At 67.3% G+C, this 15,037-nt stretch carries 12 protein-coding genes; 2 read left to right on the top strand and 10 right to left on the bottom strand.

The genetic code is table 11. The features are described from left to right. Positions 1–9 precede the first annotated feature (9 nt). The 5 genes from hemC to mdoH all read right to left on the bottom strand — a co-directional run bounded on the left by hemC (position 10) and on the right by mdoH (position 5,902). Positions 10–921, bottom strand: a complete 912-nt coding sequence (gene hemC / locus MRBLST15_RS10485) for a hydroxymethylbilane synthase (RefSeq protein ID WP_367785869.1) — start codon at positions 919–921, stop codon at positions 10–12. Between the two features lie 559 nt (positions 922–1,480). Further along, entirely contained in the window at positions 1,481–2,209 is a 729-nt protein-coding gene (locus MRBLST15_RS10480; protein ID WP_025879008.1) for a LytR/AlgR family response regulator transcription factor, read from the bottom strand. Positions 2,210–2,219: 10 nt separating this feature from the next. Continuing rightward, complete coding sequence (locus MRBLST15_RS10475) at positions 2,220–3,236, bottom strand: sensor histidine kinase (RefSeq protein ID WP_132826433.1); 1,017 nt, start codon at positions 3,234–3,236, stop codon at positions 2,220–2,222. 30 nt (positions 3,237–3,266) lie between these two features. Next, positions 3,267–3,926: an alpha/beta hydrolase gene (locus MRBLST15_RS10470; protein WP_265953523.1), complete on the bottom strand. Its 660-nt coding sequence runs from the start codon at positions 3,924–3,926 to the stop codon at positions 3,267–3,269. Between the two features lie 50 nt (positions 3,927–3,976). Beyond that, complete coding sequence (mdoH, locus tag MRBLST15_RS10465; RefSeq protein ID WP_312705661.1) at positions 3,977–5,902, bottom strand: glucans biosynthesis glucosyltransferase MdoH; 1,926 nt, start codon at positions 5,900–5,902, stop codon at positions 3,977–3,979. A gap of 493 nt (positions 5,903–6,395) precedes the next feature. Between mdoH and MRBLST15_RS10460 the strand changes: the two genes are divergently transcribed. Continuing rightward, positions 6,396–8,432, top strand: coding sequence for a TonB-dependent receptor domain-containing protein (locus MRBLST15_RS10460; protein ID WP_367785868.1), 2,037 nt, complete (start codon positions 6,396–6,398; stop codon positions 8,430–8,432). A gap of 57 nt (positions 8,433–8,489) precedes the next feature. Here the strand turns inward: MRBLST15_RS10460 and MRBLST15_RS10455 are convergent, their stop codons facing one another. Beyond that, the gene (locus tag MRBLST15_RS10455) at positions 8,490–8,660 is read right to left on the bottom strand and encodes a hypothetical protein (protein WP_162887695.1); all 171 of its coding nucleotides are present in this window, start codon (positions 8,658–8,660) and stop codon (positions 8,490–8,492) included. Positions 8,661–8,877: 217 nt separating this feature from the next. Between MRBLST15_RS10455 and MRBLST15_RS10450 the strand changes: the two genes are divergently transcribed. Then, complete coding sequence (locus MRBLST15_RS10450) at positions 8,878–9,264, top strand: DUF2628 domain-containing protein (RefSeq protein WP_025879013.1); 387 nt, start codon at positions 8,878–8,880, stop codon at positions 9,262–9,264. Positions 9,265–9,336: 72 nt separating this feature from the next. Here the strand turns inward: MRBLST15_RS10450 and MRBLST15_RS10445 are convergent, their stop codons facing one another. From MRBLST15_RS10445 to MRBLST15_RS10430, 4 genes are all read right to left on the bottom strand, one after another. Beyond that, a complete protein-coding gene (locus MRBLST15_RS10445; protein ID WP_367785867.1) occupies positions 9,337–11,871 on the bottom strand; it encodes a methyl-accepting chemotaxis protein in 2,535 nt (844 codons plus the stop codon). Between the two features lie 235 nt (positions 11,872–12,106). Beyond that, on the bottom strand, positions 12,107–13,000 hold the full coding sequence (locus MRBLST15_RS10440) for an NAD-dependent epimerase/dehydratase family protein (protein WP_089237087.1): 894 nt from the start codon (positions 12,998–13,000) through the stop codon (positions 12,107–12,109). 141 nt (positions 13,001–13,141) lie between these two features. Continuing rightward, entirely contained in the window at positions 13,142–13,915 is a 774-nt protein-coding gene (locus tag MRBLST15_RS10435; RefSeq protein WP_089237089.1) for a LytR/AlgR family response regulator transcription factor, read from the bottom strand. After that, positions 13,912–15,033: a sensor histidine kinase gene (locus MRBLST15_RS10430; RefSeq protein WP_367785866.1), complete on the bottom strand. Its 1,122-nt coding sequence runs from the start codon at positions 15,031–15,033 to the stop codon at positions 13,912–13,914. The genes MRBLST15_RS10435 and MRBLST15_RS10430 overlap by 4 nt, the downstream gene beginning before the upstream one ends. Positions 15,034–15,037 lie beyond the last annotated feature (4 nt).

Genomic DNA, 15,037 nt, shown 5'->3' with positions numbered 1-15,037 from the left:
CCAGCGAACTCAGACGTTCAGCAGCTCGCCGGCGCCCGCCTCCAGCAGCATCTTCGCCACGCGCTGGCCCAGCGCTTCCGGGTCGCTGGCCGGGCCCACGGCGTCGGCACGCACCGCGCGGCCATCACTGGCGCTGCCGACCAGACCCTGCAGGCGCAGATCCTGCCCCTGCCACTGCGCGATTGCCGCCACCGGCACATGGCAGCTGCCGTGCAGCGCGCGGTTCATCGCCCGCTCCGCTTCCACACAGGCGCGCGTGGCGGCGTCATCCAGGCCTGCGAACAGCGCCATCAGCGCGGCGTTGCCGCCATCGCACTCCACCGCCACCGCGCCCTGCGCCGGCGCCGGCAGCCACTGCGGCGGCTGCAGGCGGGCGACGATGCGATTGCCCAGGCCCAACCGCTCCAGCCCGGCCACGGCCAGCACGATGGCGTCGTAGCCACCGTTGTCGAGCTTGGCCAGGCGGGTGTTGACGTTGCCGCGCAGGTCCAGCAGTTCCAGGTCCGGGCGCAGCGCGCGCAGCTGGGCCTGGCGGCGCAGTGACGAGGTACCGACGCGCGCACCGATCGGCAGCGCATCCAGCGACGCATACAGGTTGGAGACGAAGCCGTCTGCCGGATCGTGGCGGGTCAGCATCGCCGGCAGCGCGAACGGCGCATCCAGTTCCATCGGCACGTCTTTCAGCGAATGCACCGCGCAATCGGCCTCGCCCCGCAGCATGGCCAGTTCCAGTTCCTTGAGGAACAGGCCCTTGCCACCGATGGCTGCCAGCGAGCGATCCAGCACTTCATCGCCGCGGGTGCTCATCGGCACCAGTTCCACGTGCAGATCGGGATGTGCCTGGCGCAGGCGGTCGGCGACGTGTTCGCTCTGCCAGAGGGCGAGCGGGCTCTTGCGGGTGGCGATGCGGACGGTTTCCATCCGGTCATTATCGCGCCTATCGGCGGGATACGGCCAACGGCGGAGCCCCTCGTGGCTGAGAGCAACAGCCGGGCTTGGCCGGGCGGGGTGGGGCCGCGGGGGACGCCGTAAACCCATCCCTGGGGGCTTGGCCGCGGCATCCATGCCGCGGACACCCCCGCGCACCCACCCCGCCCGGCCTCTGACAGTTTCCGTGTGCGTCAGCCACGGAAGATCAGAAGAAAAAAGAAAAAAGCAGAAGCAGAAGCAACAGCCGGCGGCGTCCGGGGTCAGATCCCTCTTCCGCAGGAAAAGGGATCTGACCCCTCCTTCCCGCCCGATAACAACAATGCCTTTGCCGTCCGTCACCGGGAAATTCGCGAGGGTGAGGCGGGATGGGCGGGCGGGACCGTTGGCGCCATGGATGGCGCCATCGAGCCCCCAGGGATGGGTTTACGGCGTGTTCCGCCCGCCCATCCCGCCTCACCCAACACGCAACAACACAGAGCCGACAACCCGCTGTTGCTGTGCTGTTGCTTTTGATTTCGAAGCAGTCGCGGCCGCAGGCCGCGCGGAACACTCACAGATGCCGCAATTCCTGCTTCAGCGTCGCCACGCAGCGCCGACTCACTTCCAGCGGCTGCTTGCCATGCCGCAGCACGGCCTGCACCTGGCCACCACTGCCACGCCGCAGTTCCACCAGCTCATGGCGCGCCACCAGGCAGTTGCGGTGGATGCGCACGAAGCGGCTGGCGAATTCTTCCTCCAGCGACTTCAACGATTCCTCGATCAGGTCCTCGCCACGGGCGTGATGCACCACCACGTACTTCTCTTCGGCCTGCAGGTAGTGGATGTCGTCCAGCGGAATCAATCGCAGGCTGCCGCGCAGGCGGGCACACAGCATGCTGCGGGCCTGGCCGCCGGTGTGCTGGGGTTGGCCGTCGCGGCCAGCCAGGAACGTGCGGGCGCGGGCGATCGCCGCCGCCAGCCGTTCGGCGCGTACCGGTTTCATCAGGTAATCGATGGCCGCTGCCTCGAACGCCGACAGCGCGTGCGCATCGTAAGCGGTGCAGAACACCACGGCCGGCCTCGGCTCGAAACTGGCCAGATGGCGGGCCGCTTCCAGCCCGTCCAGGCCGGGCATGGCGATGTCCAGCAGGACCAGGTCCGGCTGCAGTTCGGCGCACGCGTGCAAGGCCTGCTCGCCGTTGCCAGCCTCGGCCACCACATCCACCCCTTCCTGCGCGGCCAGCAGGCTGCGCAGGCGCTCGCGCGCCAGCGGTTCGTCATCGGCGATGACTACCCTCACGATCGTCCCCTCACTGGATCGGCACTGTCACCTGGCAGGCATAGTAGCCCTCGCTCCAGCCAGCCGTCATCCGCGCGGCGCGGCCGAAGCGCCAGGTCAGGCGGTGGCCGATGCTGTGCTGGGCATGGCCCGCTCCCTGCGCCAGGGCCAGCCCGGGCACCTGCGGATCCGGTGCAGGATTGCGTACGCGGATCTGCAGCTCGCTGCCCACACAGGCCAGATGCAGCTCGATGGTGCCGCCTTCAGGCAGGCGCGAGATGCCGTGCAGCACCGCATTTTCCACCAGCGGCTGCAGCACCAGCCGCGGCATCGGCAGATCCCAGGGCAGGGGTTCGTCGCGCTGCCAGTGCACCCGCAGGCGGTCGCCCAGACGCAGCGATTCAATCGACAGATAGCGCTCGGCCAGTTCGCACTCATCGCGCAGGGTCGAATCGCCCTCGCCCGCCCCCAGCGCGGCGCGGAACAGATCGGACAGGTCGAGCACGGCACGCTCGGCCACCGCCGGGTCGCGATGCAGCAGGCTGGCGATCAGGTTCATGCTGTTGAACAGGAAATGCGGGCGGATACGCGCCTGCAGGGCGTCGGCCTGCGCGCGGGCATTGGCCTGCACCTGCGCCGCCCAGCGGTCGCTGACATAGAAGTAGCGCAGCGCCAACGCAGTGATCAGTGCCGTGGTGGCCGCGCTGCCCAGGGTGAAGCGCCAGAAGCCGATGCCGCGGGCGAAGTTGTCGCCCAGCACGCCATACAGGGCATGGATGATGCCCGCGCACAGGATGGCGATCAGCGCGGCCAGGCCGACGGCGGCGACGGCACCCAGCAGTTCCGGCAGCTTCGACAGCGCCTGCCGCAGCAGGCACAGGCTGGCGGTAACCGCCAGCGCCAGCCACAGTGCGAAGCCGCTGGCCGAGGCCAGTTCACCCATCGTCCAATGACGGCTGCCATCGGGCGCCAGCGCCAGCACCACCACCACCAGTTCGGCCAGGCCAAGCATCGCTGCCAGCCGCGGCAGGCGGCACAGTTCCGGCATCCACGGGGTGGCGGCGCTCGCGGCCATGGCTCAGGCGACGCCCAGGCGTGCCTGCAGCCAGTCGCCCAACGCGTCGATTTCCTCGGCGCAGACCTGGTGGGCCATCGGGTAGCTGTGCCACTGCACGTCCAGCCCGAGCGTGCGCAGCGTCTCGGCGCTGTGCGCGGCCACCGGCTGCGGGATCACCGGATCGCTGCTGCCGTGGGCCATGAACACCGGCACGTCCACCGCGCCATCGACGCGCGACGCGCTTTCCGCATCCGGCAGGTAGGTCGACAGTGCGATCAGGCCGGCCAAGGGTGCAGTACGCGCCAGTGCGGCACTGAGGATCACCGCCCCGCCCTGCGAGAAGCCGGCCAGGAAGATGTGATCGGCGGCGACGCCGCGTTCGATCTCGCGGGCGATCAGCGCATCCAGCTGTACCACCGACTCCTGCACGCCGGTCATGTCGGCGCGCGAGCGGAAGTCCATGCCGACGATGTCGTACCAGCCGCGCATCGGCACGCCGTTGTTGATCGTGATCGGCCGCACCGGTGCGTGCGGGAACACGAAGCGCAGCGCCGGCCAGTGCGGGCGCACCAGTTCGGGCACGATCGGCGCGAAGTCGTGGCCGTCGGCACCGAGGCCGTGCAGCCAGATCACCGACCACTGCGGCGAGGCGCCGGTTTCCTGTTCCACCGTTTGCAGCATGTTGCGGCTCCTGTACGTTCGAGCCGCATTATGCCGCTGGCACGGTGCGATCAGTACAGCGGCGGTTGCTCGGCCGCTTCCCGGCGCAGCTGTGCGGCCCGCACCAGCACCGGCGGTGGGATGTTCTCTTCGGGAATGTCGAGCAGGCCGAGACGATGCAGGAAGGCACCCGGCCCGCGCAGCGAGGTCAGTGCCACCACCGGCACCGCCAGCACCATGCCGATCACCACCGGCGCCATCCAGGCTGCCAGCGACGGCGACACCGCCCACGCCAGCACGCCCATGAAGGCGCCGAACACGCCCAGGCCGCCGTAGCCGCGCACCAGCGAAATCCACGAGATGCCACCGTCGTCGCGCTGCTGTGCATCCCAGCCCGAGTCACGGCCGGACAGCACTTCAGCCACGCCGCGCGACTGCACGTACATCACCACCGGCGCCATCAACGCGGCCAGCACGGTTTCCACCAGCATCGACAGGAACGCCCGGATCGCACCACCGCAGCCACGGCGTTCAACCGGGTCGAGCAGCATGGCCAGGTACCCCAGCACCTTGGGCATCAGCAGCACCGCCATGGTGGCGGCGAACAGGCGCACCACCTGTTCTTCATCCTGCGCGCGCCAGTACACGCTGGGCGACAGGTGCAGCAGGGCATTGAAATCGATGCCTTCCTGGAACAGCGGGATGGCGATGCCGATCAGCATCAGCATGGCCCACATCGGTGCGGTGAAGTAATGGCCGATGCCGATCATCATGTGCACGCGGCTGATCCAGTGCAGGCCACGGCTGCCCACCACCTTGCCATGCTGCAGGTTGCCCTGGCACCAGCGGCGATCGCGCACCAGCAGGTCGGTCAACGTCGGCGGGCCTTCTTCGTAGCTGCCGCCCAGGTAGGGCACCATGTGCGCGGCCCAGCCACCACGGCGCATCAGCGCGGCTTCCACGAAATCGTGGCTGAGCACATGGCCGCCGAACGGCTTGCGCCCCGGCAGCTCCGGCAGGCCGGCGTGGTCGGCGAAGGCACGGGTGCGGATGATCGCGTTGTGGCCCCAGTAATTGCTTTCAGCACCGTGCCACCAGGCCACGCCACGGGCGATCACCGGGCCGTACACGCGCCCGCCGAACTGCTGCATGCGCGAGAACAGGGTGCGCCCGCCGATCACCGATGGCAGGGTCTGGATCAGGCCGACGTCGGCGTTGTGCTCCATGCCGGCCACCAGGCGCACGATGCTGTCACCGGTCATCAGGCTGTCGGCATCCAGGATCAGCATCTGCGGGTAGGCACCGCCGAAGCGGCGTACCCAGTCGGCGATGTTGCCGGCCTTGCGCGCGCTGTTGTCACCCCGGCGGCGATAGAACAGCCGTGCCTGCCCGTCGGGCACCAGCTCGCGCAGCTCGGCGAACACCTGCTCTTCGGCACGCGCGATGTCCTCGCGGCGGGTATCACTCAGCACGAAGAAATCGAAACGCTGCAGCTGGCCGGTGGCCGCCACCGATTCGTAGATCGCGCGCAGGCCAGCCAGCAGCCGGCGCGGGTCTTCGTTGTAGGTGGGCATCAGCAGCGCGGTGCGGCTGTGCACGGTCGGCAGCGGCTTGTCCGGATCGATGCCCAGGCGGTAGCCGCGGTCGAACACGGCCGTCAGGAAGCCGGCCACGGCACTGGCGAAGGACAGCGCGATCCACGCGAACAGGCCGACGAACAGCACCAGCAGGCACGCCTCCAGCACGCTGATGCCGTTGCCGGACAGCACCCGCCACATCATCCGGGTGGCCACGGCGGTCATCGCCACCGTGCCGCCGAGGATGTACAGGCGGCGCAGCCCGATCATGCGCGGCGAGGTGCGATGGCGCCGGACTTTCAGCGCACCCTGGCGCAGCGTCTGTTCGGGCATCAGCAGCGGTGCTTCCGCCGGCAGCAGGGCCCAGCCCGCGTCGGGACCGGCCGTGACCGGTTCCGCGTCGATGGTTTCACTCCCCATGCCCGCCTACTCCCTGCAGGCCGCAGGACCGGCCGTCCCGGCCGGGCTGCATGCACCAAGGTTCCTGGCACGCATTCCCGGCGTCCGCACTTGTCCTGTCTGCCACGGCGTCACGCCGCGCAGTCGATGTCTGTCACTACCGGAACCCACACGATCTCCAACGGGCGGAATCGAAAAATGCGGCTCAGTCTATGGCCCCGAATGTAAGCCGGGTGCGAAGGTCTACGCCGGGAAATCTCCCCATTCAGCAGTCAGCAGGCGAACCCCGGCACGCAGCACGGGAATGTCGATTCATCCCGGGAAGTACTGGATCGTAACAAACGAGAACGGTTATCATTCCGTTAACCAGGCAGGTCGCCGCGCACCGCGCACCGGACCCACCCAGCTGCGCCGGACCTACCGCGCGCCCGACGACCCAGGGAAGGGGTGGCTGCCTGCTGTCTGCGTGCGCCTGCTGCTTCCACCGGGTCTCTCCTCTCCCTTGGAAGCCGTCATGTCCCCTTTCCGTTCCGCGCGCCTGTCGCGCACCCGACTGGCCAGCGCCCTGGCCACCGCCTGCCTGCTGACCCTGCCTGCCCTCGCCGCCGCTGAAGCCAGCGCTGACGCCTCGACCAAGGACCTGGATACCGTGGTCGTCACCGCCTCGGGCAACCAGCAGTGGATCAAGGATGCCCCGGCCAGCATCAGCGTGATCAGCCGCGAAGACATCGAACGCCAGCCGGTGCACGACCTGGCCACCCTGCTCAGCCGCATTCCGGGCGTGACCGGCGGACTCAGCGCGGTCGGTGAGCAGTCCAAGATCAAGCTGCGTGGCATGCCGTCCAACTACACGCTGGTGCTGGTGGACGGCAAGCGCATGGGCAGCTCGGCCTCGACCAACTACCGCCCCGACCTGGGCCGCCAGGACCTGAACTGGATTTCGCCCGATCAGATCGAGCGCATCGAAGTGGTGCGCGGTCCGATGTCCTCGCTCTATGGCTCGGACGCAATGGGCGGGGTGATCAACATCATCACCAAGCGCATCGGCGACAGCTGGAACGGCAGCGCCACCCACAGCTACACCCGGCCGCAGGATGGCGACCGTGGCGACACCCAGCAGATCGGCGCGACCTTCTCCGGCCCGCTGGGCGAGCGCTTCGGCCTGCGCATCGGTGCCAACAGCATGCGCCGCGATTCGGACCGCTCCAACGGCGGGGTGTATGGCAACGCCTACGCCGGTGAGAAGGACCGCAATGTCGACGCGCTGCTGCAGTGGAAGCTGAGCGAGGCACAGGAAGTGTCGCTGGAAGCGGGCCACGGCGTGCAGCAGGCCTTCATCGCCCAGGCGCTGGAAAAGCAGGACGAAGGCGCATGGGGCGCCAGTGAACTCAAGCGCAGCTCGCTGGCATTGAACCATGACGGCAAGTGGGATTTCGGTACCTCCAAGCTCAGCGCGTACTGGACCGAGTACAAGAACGATATCGGCCCGACCGGCCGCTCCGAGGCGACCGACAAGATCATCGAAGGCAGCCTGAGCACGCCCTTCACCCTGGGCGTGGACCACCAGTTCGCGGTAGGCGGCCAATGGAAGCGCCAGGAGCTGACCAACACCGACACCATCGGCCAGGCACCCATCGACTACGCCGGCAAACCGGTGGTCGGCTCCACCCTGGAAGTGGATACCTGGGCGCTGTTCGTCGAAGACGAGCTGAAGCTGCACCGCACCCTGGCCCTGACCCTGGGCGCGCGCCTGGACCACCATGAGCAGTTCGGCAGCCATGTCAGTCCGCGCGCCTACCTGGTCTGGCACCCGAGCGAGCAATGGACGATCCGTGGCGGCGTCTCCAAGGGCTTCCGCGCGCCGAGCCTGACCGAGAATTCGCCCAGCGCGGCGACCCAGTCCGGCGGCCGCGGCTGCACTTCGCTATACCCGCTCGGCTACGTGCGTGGCGGCTGCTACATGGCCGGCAACCCCGACCTGGACCCGGAAACCAGCACCAACCGCGAGATCGGCGTCAGCTTCGACAACGATCTGGTCGACGCCGGCCTGACCTACTTCCATACCGACTTCAGGAACAAGATCGAATACGAAGCGCTGGGCTTCTTCAACGGCTACTGGTGGACGCGCATGAGCAACGTGCAGCGCGCGCGTACCAGCGGCATGGAAGGCAACCTCAACTTCCGCTTCGGCGATCACTGGCGCTGGCGCACCTCGGCAACCTGGATGAAGGAAGCCAAGAACCTGACCACCGGCCGCAACCTGATCGACACCCCGGAGTTCTCAGGCTACTCGTCGCTGGACTGGACGCCGAACACGGTGTTCTCCAGCAGCCTGTCGGCGCAGTACACCGGCAAGCAGACCGGCGTGGTCAATACCTTCCTGAAGGCCTACACGCTGTATGACCTGACCGCTGCCTGGAACGTCAACGAGGTGCTGACCCTGCGTGGCGGCGTCAGCAACCTGGCCGACAAGAAGCTGTACGCCGACGGCGCCACCGACTACTTCGTCGCCGGCCGCAGCTACTTCCTCAGCATGACCGCGCGCTTCTGATGCGCACGGTGATCGCGCTGGCAACAGGCCAGCGCGATCGCGGGGGATTTCCCAGGCTCAGTCGTTTTCCAGCACCGCCGGCGCCGCATCGCGGCTGGCCGCGATGCGTGCACGGTCCATCGCCACCGCCAGTTGCTGGCGGGCGAGCAGTTGTTGTGCCTGCACCACTTCGGGTGTCGGCAGGAGCACCGGTCCGGGTGCGTTTTCCGGTGTAGCAGGTGTGGTCATGCAACCTCCATGGACATACCGCTGCTACCCATGAACGCCGGGATGGCAGCGGAACTGCGCACCCTATCCTAAAAACAAGGCGGATGGGTGACGGTGCGGCACCGGGACGCAAGCCCTTTGCCGTAGGAACGTCACATTTTTGACGCTCCAAGCTGGCTTGCTGAATGCGACTCACTTATCATGAAAACGTTTTCCTAACAGGGAAGTCCCTACTCACATGAATACCGTCGACCTGACCCGCTTCAGCCCGAAGTGGCAGTTCCGCTTCAACTTCTTCCAGCAGCACGGCGCCCCCAAGGAGCCCGGCTTCAAGCAAGCCTGGAAGGCGCTGTCCTTCGGCGACCGCCTGAAGATCAACCTCAACTTCTTCGCCTTCTTCTTCGGCGCGATCTATCTGTTCATCCTGGGCATGTGGCGCAAGGCGCTGGTGGTGATCGGCATCAACATCGTGTTGATCGCGGTCAGCCTGGTGCTGCCGGACATCGTGGCCCGTGCACTGTTCATCGCGATGAACTTCCTGGTGGCGTCGAGCACCAACTACAGCTACTACCTGGAACAGGTGAAGGGCAACACCAGCTGGAACCCCTTCGAAGGCATGTTCTAAGCCGCAGCGCTCGACAGCGCAGCAGCACATCGACGCCCGGCCTTGGCCGGGCGTCTTCGTTCACGGCCCCGGTCAGGCAGCGCGCAACGTGGCCGTCGGGCGGGGATCGGCCTGCAGGCGGAAGCGTGACACCGCCACCGCCAGCTGCTCGGCCTGTTCTTCCATCGCCCGCGCCGCAGCGGTGGCTTCTTCCACCAGCGCAGCATTCTGCTGGGTGGTCTCGTCCATCTGCACCACGGTCTGGTTGACCTGTTCGATACCGGCCGACTGTTCGCGCGAGGCGGCCGAGATCTCGGCCATGATCTCGTTGACCCGGCCGACCTGGCCGACGATCTCCTGCATCGTGCGGCCGGCGCCATGCACCAGCTGCGCACCGGCGCCGACATGGCCGACCGAGGCGTCGATCAGCTCCTTGATCTCCTTGGCTGCGCCCGCCGAGCGCTGTGCCAGCGCGCGCACTTCACTGGCGACCACCGCAAAGCCACGGCCCTGTTCGCCCGCGCGCGCCGCTTCCACCGCCGCGTTCAATGCCAGGATGTTGGTCTGGAAGGCGATGCCATCGATCACCGAGATGATCTCGGCGATGCGCTGCGAAGAGGTCTCGATCTGCTCCATGGTCTGCACGACCTGGCTGACCACCAGCCCGCCTTCGCTGGCAACGCCTGCGGCCGAGGCCGCCAGCTTGTTGGCCTGCAGGGCGTGATCGGCGTTCTGGCGCACGGTGGAGGTGAGCTCCTCCATCGACGCGGCGGTCTCTTCCAGATTGGCCGCCTGCTGCTCGGTGCGGCGTGACAGGTCGCTGTTGCCTGACGCGATCTCGCCTGCGGCCAGGCGGATGCTGGACGCGGACTGCTGGATCTGGCCGACGATCTGGGTCAACTGCTGCACGGTGCTGTTGGCATCATCGCGCATCACCGCGAACACCCCGTGGAAGTCACCTTCCATCCGCGTACTCAGGTCACCGGCGGCGATGGCGCGCAGCAGCGTCGACAGTGCGGCGAGGTTGTGGTCACTGACCTGCATCATCGTGTTCAGGGTTTCCACCATGCGGCGGAAGTCATGCTCGAAGCGCTGTACATCGCCGCGCACCGCGAAATCACCCGCTGCGGCGGCGGCGGCCAACTGCTGGATCTGCTCGTTGATCGCCGCCAGGTTGCTCTTGGTTGTTGCCATCGCAGCGGTGAATACCGCCTTTTCGCCTGGCAGTGCCTCCATGTCCACGCTCAGGTCGCCCACCGCGTAGCGCTGCATCACTTCGACCAGGCGCTGGGTGACCGCGTTGCTGTCGGCCACCAGCTGGTTGCTGTCGGCCACCATGCGGCCGTATTCGCCCGGGAACACCGAGGCGTCCATGCGGTAGCTGATTTCACCGGCATCATGGCGACGCGCCATCTCCGCCTGTGCGGCCATCACTGCCTGCAACTGGCCGCGCATGCCCTGCATGGCGTCCAGCAGGCGGCCCACTTCATCGTTGCCCAGCGCCGGCATGGCAGTATCCAGCTTGCCCGCGGCCACGTCGCCGGCGATACGCACCGCCTGCGCCAGCGGCCGCACGGCCAGCCGCTGCAGCAGCAGGTAGACACCGCCACTGAGCACCAGCGCGGCCACCACACCGACCAGCAGGATGATCCACAGCAGCTCGCGAGCCTGCGCGATGATCACCGCATGCGGCACCACCACGCCCAGCGCGAAACGCTGCGGCGCGTCACCCACCTGCAGCGGCACGTACAGGCGGACGTTGCCGGCAGCGTCGGGCTCGAACGCTTCATACGTCTTGTCGGCGGCGATCTGCGCCAGCATGCCGAGGGTGGCGGCATCGGTGCGCGGCTTGCCGATCTCGGCAGCATCGGCCGAGGCCAGCACCACGCCCTTCGGCGACAGCAGCTCGACACGGCCAGCACCCATCGGCGTCAGCGTGGCCAGGTGCTTCTGCAGCGCGTCCAGCGAGAAGTCGACGGTGAACACACCGAGGAAGGTACCGTTCTCTACGATCGGCGTGCTGAGCGTGCTCATCAGCACCTGCTTGCCGCCTATATCGTAGGCATACGGTTCACTGACCAGCGGCAGCTTGTCGCGGCTGGGCACCATGTACCAGTTGCCCGAGCCGCTGGGCATCTCGGTGTAGTCGGTCATCGTCGACTGCTGCGGCTTGCCGTCCTGCCAGGCCCAGTAGCTCATGTAACGGCCGGTGGCGTCGTGCGCCTCGCTGTTGACGAACTCGGCATCCTTGCCGTCGAAGGCATTGGCCTCCCACATGGTGCTCTTGCCCAGCCATTCCGGGTGCGCGTGCAGCTGCTCGCCGATGACATTGGCCAGGCTGGCGCGATCAGGCGCATCACCGCGGGCACGCTGGGCCAGCACGGTTTCCACCATCGCATCGTTGCTGGCGAAGGCCGTGCCCAGGTCGGCAGCCACCTGGCGCGCCTCGGCACGGGCTTCGCTGGCCATGGTCTGCCGCGAGGACGATACCAGCGCCGAACTGGCCTGGTTATAGATCAGGAACGCGGTCGCGCCGAAGCACAGCAACGCGATCACCGCGGTGCCCAGCATCAGCTTGTGGGCGATGCTGCCGGGGCGACGGGCAGCGACGGAACGGGAAGGAGGCATGGAAGGATCCGCAGGCAGTTCAGGTCGACCGGTGCCACCAGGGCACCGCGCAGATGCGCGATCCATCGCGCGGGCCGCCTGCCCCGCCGGATCGGAAGCCGGCGCGGGAAGGCGCGCACCGGGTTAGCGGCCATGGCCGGGCGAGGTTGAGGCCCACCGCACGGACAAACCTGAACCTGCTCAGCTGCGGCCGTCGACGCAGGCCTGTGCTGCTCGCCTGTTCTATTCGGCGACTCTATTCGGCGACGCGGTCGCGGATCCACTCCGCACGGGGCAGGACCTCGATGCTGCCCGCGGCGTACTGCTGCAGAACGTCCTCCGGACCGAAGCGCGGCTGCCAGCCCAGCGCTGCGCGCATCCGGCTGCTGTCATAGACCCGGTCGATGCTGAGCGGCAGCGGCCAGCCACGGCGCTCGAACTCGGCCAGCAGCTGCGGTGCGCGGCGTGCCAGCACCTGGCGCGGATCGGCGGCCAGCTGCAGGCAGTCCTCGCGCCGGAAGGGCGTCGGCGCACAGGCGAGGTAGCGCTGGAAGGGCGCGCCTTCATCGTGAAGCAGCGCGGCATGCGCGCTGGCCACGTCGCGTGCGTCGATACCACGGTGCAGGCGGAACATCGCCATACGGTCGGGCGGCTCGGGGAAGCAGCGTGCCATCCGCAGCACGCGCACGGTGAACGTTGCACTGGCCGCCGCTTCGGCAGCGGCCTCGGCCTGCAGCTTGGTGCGATGGTAGATGGTGCGTGGCAGCGGCTCGGTGTCCTCGTCGATCCAACGGCAGCCGCCGGACACCACTGCATGGCCGTACAACGCCGTGGTGCTGGTCAGCACGAAGCGCTGCACGCCAGCCTCGCGCGCAAGCTGCAGCAGGTTCGCGGTGGCCTCCACGTTGATCTGCTGGAACACCGCGTCAGGCACCAGGCCCACGTGCGGCGCGTGCAGTGCCGCGGTATGGATCACGGCGTCGACGCCCTGCACAGCGCGTTCCAGCGCCCGGCGATCGGTGACATCGGCAATCACCCGCGTGGTGGCGAAGGGACTGCGATCCAGCCCCACCACTTCATTGGCTCCCGCCAGCGCACCGAAGATCGCGCGCCCTATCCGCCCGGAACTTCCGGTCAACAGAATCTTCATTGAATCCATTCACTCGACAGCGCCCGGGACCTACCGGGATGCCTCGATTCTAGGCAAGCCCGATGGCATCGGCGATAGGAACCGATGACATTCTGCATGCCATCGCCGTCGGGTCGGCCGCGCTGGCCCGGCAGCAGGCACTCACGCCTCCGAGCGGGCCGACACCAGCCGCAGGAAAGCGTCGTGCTGGTAGCGGCTCATGCGCAGCTGCTGGCCGTTCTCCAGAGTGAGTACGTGATGGCCGTTGAACCAGGGATGGATCGTCCTGACCCGCGCGATGTTGACGATGGCCGAGCGATGCACCCGGGCGAAATGCCTGGGATCGAGCCGTTCAGCCAGGTTGTTCATCGTTTCGCGAAGCTCATGCACGCGATCGGCCAGATGCAGCTGCACCGTATTGCGATTGGCGCGGATCCAGAGGATGTCCTGCACCGCCAGCAGCAGCATCGCCTCGCCATCACGTACGGCGATCCGCTGCAGATGATCCTCGCGCCTGCGCAGCACATCGAGCGCCTGCAGCAGGCGCGTGTTGTCGGCGGCATTGGCGGCCTGGGCCAGCCGGGACTTCGCGCGCAGCAAGGTGGCCGCGAAACGCTCGCGACTGAAGGGCTTGACGAGGTAATCCAGTGCATTGGCCTCGAATGCGCGTACCGCATACTGCTCGTAGGCGGTGACCAATACCGTGGCCGGCATCTGCGCGGCGCCGATGGTGGCCAGCACGTCCAGACCGGTGATGCCAGGCATCTGCACATCCAGGAACACCAGGTCCGGCGACTGCGCGCGGATGGCTGCCACGGCAGACACTCCGTCACCGCACTCGGCTACCTGGTCGATGTCTGCATCGCCGTGCAGCAGGCGCGTCACCGCGCGCCGGGCGATCGGCTCGTCGTCCACCACCAGCACGCTCAGCCTCATGCGGCACTACCGTGCAGGACAAACTCGGGAGCGTCATCGGCATCGTCCAGCATCCGCAGTGGCAACCGGACCCTGCAGGCCACACCCTGCGGCCAGAGCAGGTCCAGGCGCACCTCGGCCGCATCGCCGTACAGCTCGCGCAGGCGCAGCCGCGTATTGGACAGGCCGATGCCATGACCACCTGGCGCCCCGGGCTGCTGCAGCGTGCTGTTCTGGTTGCGCACCTCGATACACAGCATGTCACCGTCGCGGCGGCCCTCGATCTCGATGGTGTCCTCACCGAGGTTGCGGCCGATGCCATGGCGCAGCGCGTTTTCCACCAGCGGCTGCAGGATCAGGCTTGGAACAGCGCCATCAAGCAGATCCGGTGCAACATAGATGCGGCTGTGCAGGCGATCCTTGAAGCGCATGCGCTGGATGCCGAGGTACAGCTCGATCAACTTCAGTTCCTGGCGCAGGCTGATTTCCTGGCCGTCGTAGTCTTCCAGAAAAGCGCGGAGCAGCTCACTCAGACGCAGCAGCATGTCTTCGGCACTGGCCTTGTCTTCGTCCAACAGGGTGATGATTGCGTGCAGCGTATTGAACAGGAAGTGCGGCTGCAGCTGCGACTTCAACGCCAGCAACCGCGACTGCGCCAGCTCGGTCGCCAGCCTGCTTGCCTCGACCTCGCGGCGCACCTTTTCCTGCTGGAAATGCAGCGCCTGCTGGATCGCGAAAAGTGCCCAGTAGGTCAGCAGGCCCAGCGCGAAATGCTGGGCAATGAAATACCACAGCTGCTCGCCAAAACTGCTGGGCTCGAACCAGGTGGATACCAGGGCACCCACCACCATCGCCAGCCCGGTCACCCCCACGCTGGCCAGCAGCTGCACCCCCAGACCGGCCAGCCTTCGCTCCGGCCGCAGCGGATAGCGTTCGCCCAGGGCAAACACCAGCGGCGCCAGCGCCGCCCAGGTGAACCACTGGATCATCGACCAGCGCAGGTAGACCTCAAACGGGAATGACTGGCCCTGCAGGCTGTGGCTCAAGACCTTCTGCAGGGTGAAGGCGAACGCAACCGCCAGCCACAGCAGCAGGTAACGCAGCACGTCGATCTGGGTATGGCCAAGGCGGATCTTCATCGTG

This window comes from Stenotrophomonas sp. LST15-1-1.1, from assembly GCF_040815575.1.
In the GTDB taxonomy this organism is placed as follows: domain Bacteria; phylum Pseudomonadota; class Gammaproteobacteria; order Xanthomonadales; family Xanthomonadaceae; genus Stenotrophomonas; species Stenotrophomonas lactitubi_B.
This window is presented reverse-complemented; position numbering and strand designations above follow the sequence as displayed.